The sequence below is a fragment of the uncultured Proteiniphilum sp. genome (genome assembly GCF_937873925.1).
In the GTDB taxonomy this organism is placed as follows: domain Bacteria; phylum Bacteroidota; class Bacteroidia; order Bacteroidales; family Dysgonomonadaceae; genus Proteiniphilum.
Genome location: NZ_CALNAT010000238.1, coordinates 25,365 through 32,506, shown reverse-complemented (window position 1 = coordinate 32,506; position 7,142 = coordinate 25,365). Strand labels below are relative to the sequence as shown.

At 45.2% G+C, this 7,142-nt stretch carries 7 protein-coding genes; 6 read left to right on the top strand and 1 reads right to left on the bottom strand.

Annotated features, from left to right (window positions below; translation table 11 throughout):
* A partial coding sequence (locus Q0502_RS16765) for a ketose-bisphosphate aldolase (RefSeq protein WP_298653327.1) occupies positions 1 to 675 on the bottom strand: 675 nt, incomplete at its 3' end.
* A 300-nt stretch (positions 676 to 975) separates the two neighbouring features.
* Here Q0502_RS16765 and ald point away from each other — a divergent pair.
* The 6 genes from ald to rsmG all read left to right on the top strand — a co-directional run bounded on the left by ald (position 976) and on the right by rsmG (position 7,127).
* The gene (gene ald / locus Q0502_RS16760) at positions 976 to 2,085 is read left to right on the top strand and encodes an alanine dehydrogenase (RefSeq protein WP_298653324.1); all 1,110 of its coding nucleotides are present in this window, start codon (positions 976 to 978) and stop codon (positions 2,083 to 2,085) included.
* Positions 2,086 to 2,291: 206 nt separating this feature from the next.
* Entirely contained in the window at positions 2,292 to 2,600 is a 309-nt protein-coding gene (locus Q0502_RS16755) for a DUF3467 domain-containing protein (RefSeq protein ID WP_298653322.1), read from the top strand.
* A gap of 61 nt (positions 2,601 to 2,661) precedes the next feature.
* Entirely contained in the window at positions 2,662 to 4,224 is a 1,563-nt protein-coding gene (locus Q0502_RS16750; protein WP_298653319.1) for a cytochrome ubiquinol oxidase subunit I, read from the top strand.
* Positions 4,225 to 4,302: 78 nt separating this feature from the next.
* The gene (cydB, locus tag Q0502_RS16745; protein WP_298653316.1) at positions 4,303 to 5,457 is read left to right on the top strand and encodes a cytochrome d ubiquinol oxidase subunit II; all 1,155 of its coding nucleotides are present in this window, start codon (positions 4,303 to 4,305) and stop codon (positions 5,455 to 5,457) included.
* A 141-nt stretch (positions 5,458 to 5,598) separates the two neighbouring features.
* On the top strand, positions 5,599 to 6,504 hold the full coding sequence (locus Q0502_RS16740) for an RsiV family protein (RefSeq protein ID WP_298653313.1): 906 nt from the start codon (positions 5,599 to 5,601) through the stop codon (positions 6,502 to 6,504).
* The gene (gene rsmG / locus Q0502_RS16735; protein WP_298653310.1) at positions 6,504 to 7,127 is read left to right on the top strand and encodes a 16S rRNA (guanine(527)-N(7))-methyltransferase RsmG; all 624 of its coding nucleotides are present in this window, start codon (positions 6,504 to 6,506) and stop codon (positions 7,125 to 7,127) included. The genes Q0502_RS16740 and rsmG overlap by 1 nt, the downstream gene beginning before the upstream one ends.
* Positions 7,128 to 7,142: the final 15 nt, after the last annotated feature.

Sequence of the window (7,142 nt, the reverse complement as noted above, 5' to 3'; positions counted from 1 at the left end):
GGGGATCCGTTTTTCAATCTCTTCCAGAATATCAAAACGCAATGGGGGCGGAACCAGTATGCCGTCTTCGTTGCGCGTGCACTGTTCGGGAGTGAATTTGAAGGCACCATGCGAAGTGCCGATGGAGATGGCCAATGAGTCAACGCCGGTACGAGTCACAAAATCCACTACCTCATCGGGTTCGGTATAGGTGTGATGTTCTGCCTCTACATCGTCCTCGATACCTGCCAGCACGCCGAGTTCCCCTTCCACGGTCACATCATGCTGGTGGGCATACTCAACTACCTTCTTTGTCAGGGCGATGTTTTCTTCGTAGGGAAGATGTGAACCGTCGATCATCACCGAAGAGAAACCGCTTTCTATACAATCTTTGCAAAGCTCAAAGCTGTCGCCATGATCGAGATGGAGCACGATGGGAATTGCGTATCCCAGCTCTTTTGCATATTGAACGGCTCCCTGAGCCATGTAGCGCAGTAACGTCTGATTGGCGTATTTGCGTGCGCCACTCGATACCTGCAGGATCACGGGTGATTTTGTTTCAACGCATGCCGAAATAATGGCCTGCATTTGTTCCATGTTGTTGAAATTGAAGGCAGGGATGGCGTAGCCGCCTTCTACTGCTTTTTTAAACAGCTCCTTTGAGTTTACAAGACCCAATTCTTTATAACTTACCATTGTACTAATTATTTATTATAGATTGAAAAATCTGAAATATTATCACAAAAATACGACATAATCTGTAATGAAAGAAATTTTTATGCGAAAGAGTCATTAAAAATGATTATTGAACGATGAAAAAAATAAATCATCTCTGTTAATAAAACCTTTCAAATGAGTTGCAAATCTCTTTTTTCTTCTTATTTTTGCAGATGATACAACAGCTTATAAGCATCATTCTGTTCAGGAGAATGCCGTTAAAGTGATTGATCACCTATTCTAATATTATTTTACAACAACTTACAATTCTTTATTATTATGGTTATAGGAATACCCAAAGAAATTAAAGTACAGGAAGGGAGGGTAGCCATGACGCCCGATGGTGTTTTTGAACTTACTCGCAGAGGACACGAAGTTTACGTGCAAAAAGGCGCCGGGGTCGAAAGTAACCTGCCGGACAAAAGCTATGTAAAGGCCGGAGCATCCATTCTTGATCGTATTGAGGATGTGTATGAGATTGCGGATATGATTGTAAAAGTGAAAGAGCCTATTGAAAGCGAATATCATTTAATAAAAAAAGATCAGGTGGTATTCACCTATTTTCACTTTGCATCCGACAAAAAACTCACTGAAGCCATGCTTTCGAGCGGAGCTGTTTGTATTGCTTATGAAACGGTAATGATTGATAAAGATGGATCACTGCCCTTGCTTACGCCAATGAGCGAGGTAGCCGGCCGCCTCTCTGTTCAGCAAGGAGCGAAGTATTTGGAGAAGCCCCAGGGGGGGAAGGGCATTTTGCTGGGTGGTGTGCCCGGAGTGAAACCGGCCGAAGTAGTGATTATCGGCGGCGGAGTCGTAGGACATAATGCCGCCCAGATGGCTGCCGGATTGGGTGCAAAGGTGAAACTACTCGATGTGAACCTAAACCGCCTTCGATATCTGTCGGAAGTCCTTCCTGCGAATGTTAATACCCTTTACTCCACAGAAATGTCTATTACCGATTCGGTTAAAACCGCCGACCTGGTTATCGGTGCTACATTACTTGTAGGAGCAAAAGCACCGCATCTGATAAAACGGGAGATGTTGAAAGAGATGACTCCGGGAACAGTAATGATAGATGTTTCGGTAGATCAGGGGGGATGTTTCGAAACTACACATCCTACAACGCACATAAATCCAACCTATGAAGTGGATGGCATCATCCATTATTGTGTGGCCAATATTCCCGGAGCCGTCCCCATTACGTCCACGCGCGCGCTTACCAACGCCACATTGCCTTATGTGATAAAACTGGTGGAGAGTGGATGGGAAAACGCTTGCAGACAGTATCCGGATTTACGGTACGGATTGAATATTGTAAAGGGAGATGTGGTGTTTAAGAATGTGGCCGACTCGCTGGATTTGCCTTACACAGCGTTGAAACTATAAACGATAGGCCGGATTTTCTGCCGGAAAAGTAAAAATATTGATTCGATGATTTACGAATGTGATAATCGAAATCAGTAATGGATTAATCAATATTCTAAAGGAAAGAATTTTTCTCTTTTCTTTTGAAGAGAGGAAAAATTTATATTTCTTTGTTCATCATTATTTAAAACATTTATAAATAACCTCCAAATTTACAGTAATTGGTAATGGAAAATTTCAATAAGAATAACGAAATACAAATTGAATTGAGCGATGAAATTGCCCAGGGTGTCTACTCCAATCTGGCAATTATATCGCATTCCACATCGGAGTTTGTTATTGATTTTATTCGCATTGTACCGGGTGTGCCTAAAGCAAAAGTCAAATCAAGGATCATACTCACACCTGAACATGCGAAAAGGCTGCTGATGGCGTTAAAAGATAATATCGATAAATTTGAACAGCAGAACGGACCGATCAGAATTCAAAACGATCCGGCATTCCTGCCTCCCATAGGGGGAATAGGCCAGGCTTAGGCCGGCCAACCTACGGAAAAGCGCTGTCAATGGAATAATCAAGATTAAATATTCAAAATTTATGGATTTACTAAGTGTGTCTGCAGTCAATTGGTCGAGAGCGCAATTTGCTCTTACGGCCGGCTATCACTGGATATTTATCCCGATCACTATTGGGCTGGCGCTTATTATGGCCCTCATGGAAACCATGTATGTGAGGACGGGGGATATAAAATGGAAGAACGTCACCAAGTTCTGGCAAAAGATCTTCGGTATCAACTTCGTGATCGGTGTAGCCACAGGTATTATCCTGGAGTTTCAGTTCGGCACCAACTGGTCTAATTACAGTTGGTTTGTGGGTGATATTTTCGGAGCTCCCCTCGCCATTGAAGGGATTCTCGCATTCTTTCTGGAAGCCACCTTTATTTCCATTATGTTTTTCGGGTGGAACAGGGTGAGCAGGAAAATGCACCTTGCCTCCACCTGGCTGGTATTTGTCGGCGCTACCTTGTCCGCATTCTGGATCTTGGTCGCCAATGCATGGATGCAATACCCCATCGGCATGGAATTCAACCCCGAAACGGTACGGAATGAAATGGTCGATTTTTGGGCAGTGGTACTTTCTCCTGTGGCATATAATAAATTCCTGCACGCCGTTTTCTCCTGTTGGGCGATCGGAGCCGGTTTCGTCGTAGGCGCTTCCGCATGGTACCTGCTGAAAAAACGACACCAAGATTTTGCCCTGAAAAGTATAAAGATCAGCGCTCTGGTGGGATTGGTCGGTTTTGTAATGCTGGCGGTTACCGGCGATGGTTCGGCTTATCAGGTATCACAGAAGCAACCGATGAAACTGGCCGCCATGGAGGGCCTTTATGAAGGGAAAGAAGGGGCCGGGCTGGTAGCGATAGGAATGCTGAACCCGGTTAAACAGGCTTATGACGATGAAATAGATCCTTATATTTTGAAGTTGGAGATCCCTAAACTTTTGTCGTTTCTGGGATACAGGAACATAAATGCTTTCGTGCCGGGAATCAAAGATATTTTAGAAGGGGGCTATACCCTTCAGGACGGGACCACAGCCCTCTCTTTTGAAGAGAGAAAAACCCGCGGACAGATAGCTATTCAGGCGCTGGCCGATTATCAGACTGCGATGGCAGAAGGGCGTGACGCCGATGCAGCCAATCATGAAACCATTCTCAGGGAAAATTATGCACATTTCGGGTATGGTTATCTCGAAACCGGAAAAGATCTGATCCCCGATGTGCCTCTCACGTTCTATACTTTCCATCTGATGGTGATCATAGGATTCTATTCTATTCTGTTCTTCGCGATTCTCCTTTATTTCATCTACAAGAAAGAACTTAGCAACACGAAATGGCTGCAATATATAGCGCTATGGAGCATACCCCTGCCTATTATCGCCGGACAGGCGGGATGGATAGTGGCAGAAGTGGGGCGACAGCCATGGACTATCCAGGATATCCTGCCGGTGCAGGTTGCCGCCTCCGCCGTCTCGCCCGGCAATATCATCGCCACATTTATCATTTTCACGGTATTGTTTACGGGGATGCTGATTGCAGAAGTGACTATTATGGTAAAACAGATCAAGAAAGGGCCGGATCCCCTTACCGTGGAGGAAGCCTGATTTTGTAAACTTGTCCGGACTATGTTGAGCGTAAAAATAATGCAATAAGAATTGAAAACGACTAAAATTTATTGAACAATGATAACATACGACTTTCTACAAAAATACTGGTGGTTTGTAATGTCGCTTCTCGGCGGATTGCTGGTATTCCTGCTATTTGTGCAGGGAGGTCAGTCCATGTTGAACTCTCTCTCGAGGGAAGAGAATGAGAAGAAACTTCTTCTCAATGCCCTTGGACGTAAATGGGAATTTACCTTTACCACACTGGTCGTTTTCGGAGGCGCTTTCTTTGCCGCGTTTCCTCTTTTCTATTCGACCAGTTTCGGAGGTGCCTACTGGGCCTGGATGATCTTGCTGTTCAGCTTTGTATTGCAGGCCATCTCCTATGAGTACCAATCCAAGCCGGGAAATATCTTCGGCCCGAAAACCTATCGCGCATTCCTTTTTCTCAATGGCATACTGGGTACGCTCCTGCTGGGCGTGGTAGTAGCCTCTTTCTTCACCGGATCGGAGTTTACGGTAGGAAAAGGGAATATTGCCGGAATGGGTGCTTCAGGCTTTACTATCAGTCAGTGGCAGAATCCGCTTCACGGACTCGAGTTATTGGCAAATGTGAGGAATCTGAGCCTCGGACTGGCTGTGCTTTTCCTTACCCGCACCTTAGCAAGCCTCTTCTTTGTGAACCGGCTCGATCATGAGGTCCTCGAAAAGAGATCACGTAAATTTACCTTGTATAATGGAATACCCTTTGTAGTTTTCTTTCTGGTCTTTTTGATCTGGACGCTGGGGGCTGAAGGGTATGCCGTGAATCCCGATACAAACCAGGTATATATGGAGCAAATGAAGTATTTGTACAATTTTATCGATATGCCGGTAATACTGGTACTCTTTGTGGTGGGCGTATTGGCGGTGTTGTATGGAATTTTCAATACGGTTTTCAATCCTAATTTTAAAAAAGGAATCTGGTTTGCAGGTGCGGGGACTGTAATGACTGTGACCATGCTCTTACTGGTCGCCGGTTATAACAATACCGCTTACTATCCTTCAGCGATTGATCCGCAAAGTTCGCTCACACTGCAGAACTCATCGTCGAGCTATTTTACGCTTTCGGTGATGGCACTCGTATCGCTCCTTGTTCCGTTCGTGATTGGCTATATATTCTACGCCTGGAGGGCGCTGGAAAGAAAGAAACTAAGCCTGGATGACCTGGAATCCGATGGACATGCTTATTAGTGAACGAAAACATTTGTTTTTATCTGTAAATGAGGATACGGACAACCTGTATCCTCATTTATTATAAAAAGTAGAACCTGCTGAGGATGTTATTCCCGATAAAATGTGTAATTTTGTGCTGATTATCTAAAGTCTTTCCGTATGGAGGTGTATCATAGAATGCCGGTTTTTATACTGTCCCTGATTGTGTTGCTGTCTTTTATTTCCTGCAATCACCAAGGTGGACGCAGTATGTTCAGGGCAGAGAACAGCGTCGGGTTCGACACGGTCAGTATGGTGGAACGTCACCATCTCGACGGGGATACGGCAAATCCCCATTGTGATATAAGGGTGGAGTTCGTTTATCCCGTCAGTAGCAATAAAATGAGTGTGGATATGCTGCAACAGTTTTTTATCCGGAATGTATTCGGGGTGCCGTATGATACATTGGCGCCTTCTGCCGCCGTACAGGCGTATGTCCTGAATTACATCGGGAACTACACGGCCGATGCAAAGACATACCGGGAAAGTGCGGATGAAATCCGGGAACTCAACAACCTGATTGCCGGTATCGATGTCTCCGATAGCGAACATTATACGGAAGATTTTTTCTATTCGTATTACGAAAGCCTTTGCGATTCTATTGTATACAACCGGCACGGGGTCCTTGCATTTCAGGTAAAACAATCCAATAACAAGGGTGGGGCGGCTTCTTATGATTCATTCCGTAATTATGTGTGGAACCTGAATACAGGCAGGCAGGTGACGGAGAATGATATCTTCAATGCCGGATATGATACAGCTCTCCAGCGGATTATTATCACGTCTTTATTGGAACAGGCCGATGTGAAAAGTGTGGATGAACTCGAAGATCTCGGCTTTTTCGGGGTGCGGGAGATCATGCCCAACCATAATTTTCTACTGAATGACAAGGGTATTATCTATACTTATAACAAGGGTGAATATTCGGCTTACCAACTGGATGCCCCCCAGGTGTTTATTCCTTATGAAGCGATCCTCTCCCTGTTGAGGGAAAACAGTGTCGCCTCTAAATTAGCTAATTTGTAGTGAAGAGTATCGAAACCTATTTTCCGGCGCTTACCGCACAGCAGAAACAGCAGTTCGAAGCCCTGTCGGATCTTTATACCCAGTGGAATGCAAGGATCAATGTGATCTCCCGCAAGGATATCCATAATCTCTATCCGCATCATGTGTTACACTCATTGTCCATTGCACGGTATGTCCGCTTCACTCCCGGTTCCGTTATTATGGATGCGGGTACGGGAGGCGGTTTTCCGGGTATTCCGCTGGCCATTTTTTTTCCCGAGGTGCAATTTATATTGCTTGACAGTATCGGGAAGAAGATCAGGGTAGCGAAAGAGGTGGCCGAAGCAGTAGGGCTGAAAAATGTGGAAACCGTGCATGCCCGTGCGGAAGATGAAAAAAGAAGATTCCATTTTATTGTGAGCCGGGCGGTAATGCCTCTGCCCGAGCTTGTCAGGATCACGCGTAAAAATATCTCACCGGCACAGGTGAATGCGCTGCCCAACGGCATCATCTGCCTGAAGGGGGGAGATCTTACGGCAGAGTTGCGCCCCTTTCGGCAGATTGCGGAAGTGGTTCCTCTCTCGGATTTCTTCTCCGAACCGTTTTTCCAGATGAAAAAGCTGGTATATGTACCGTTAAGTTGAAAATAAATAGTTTTA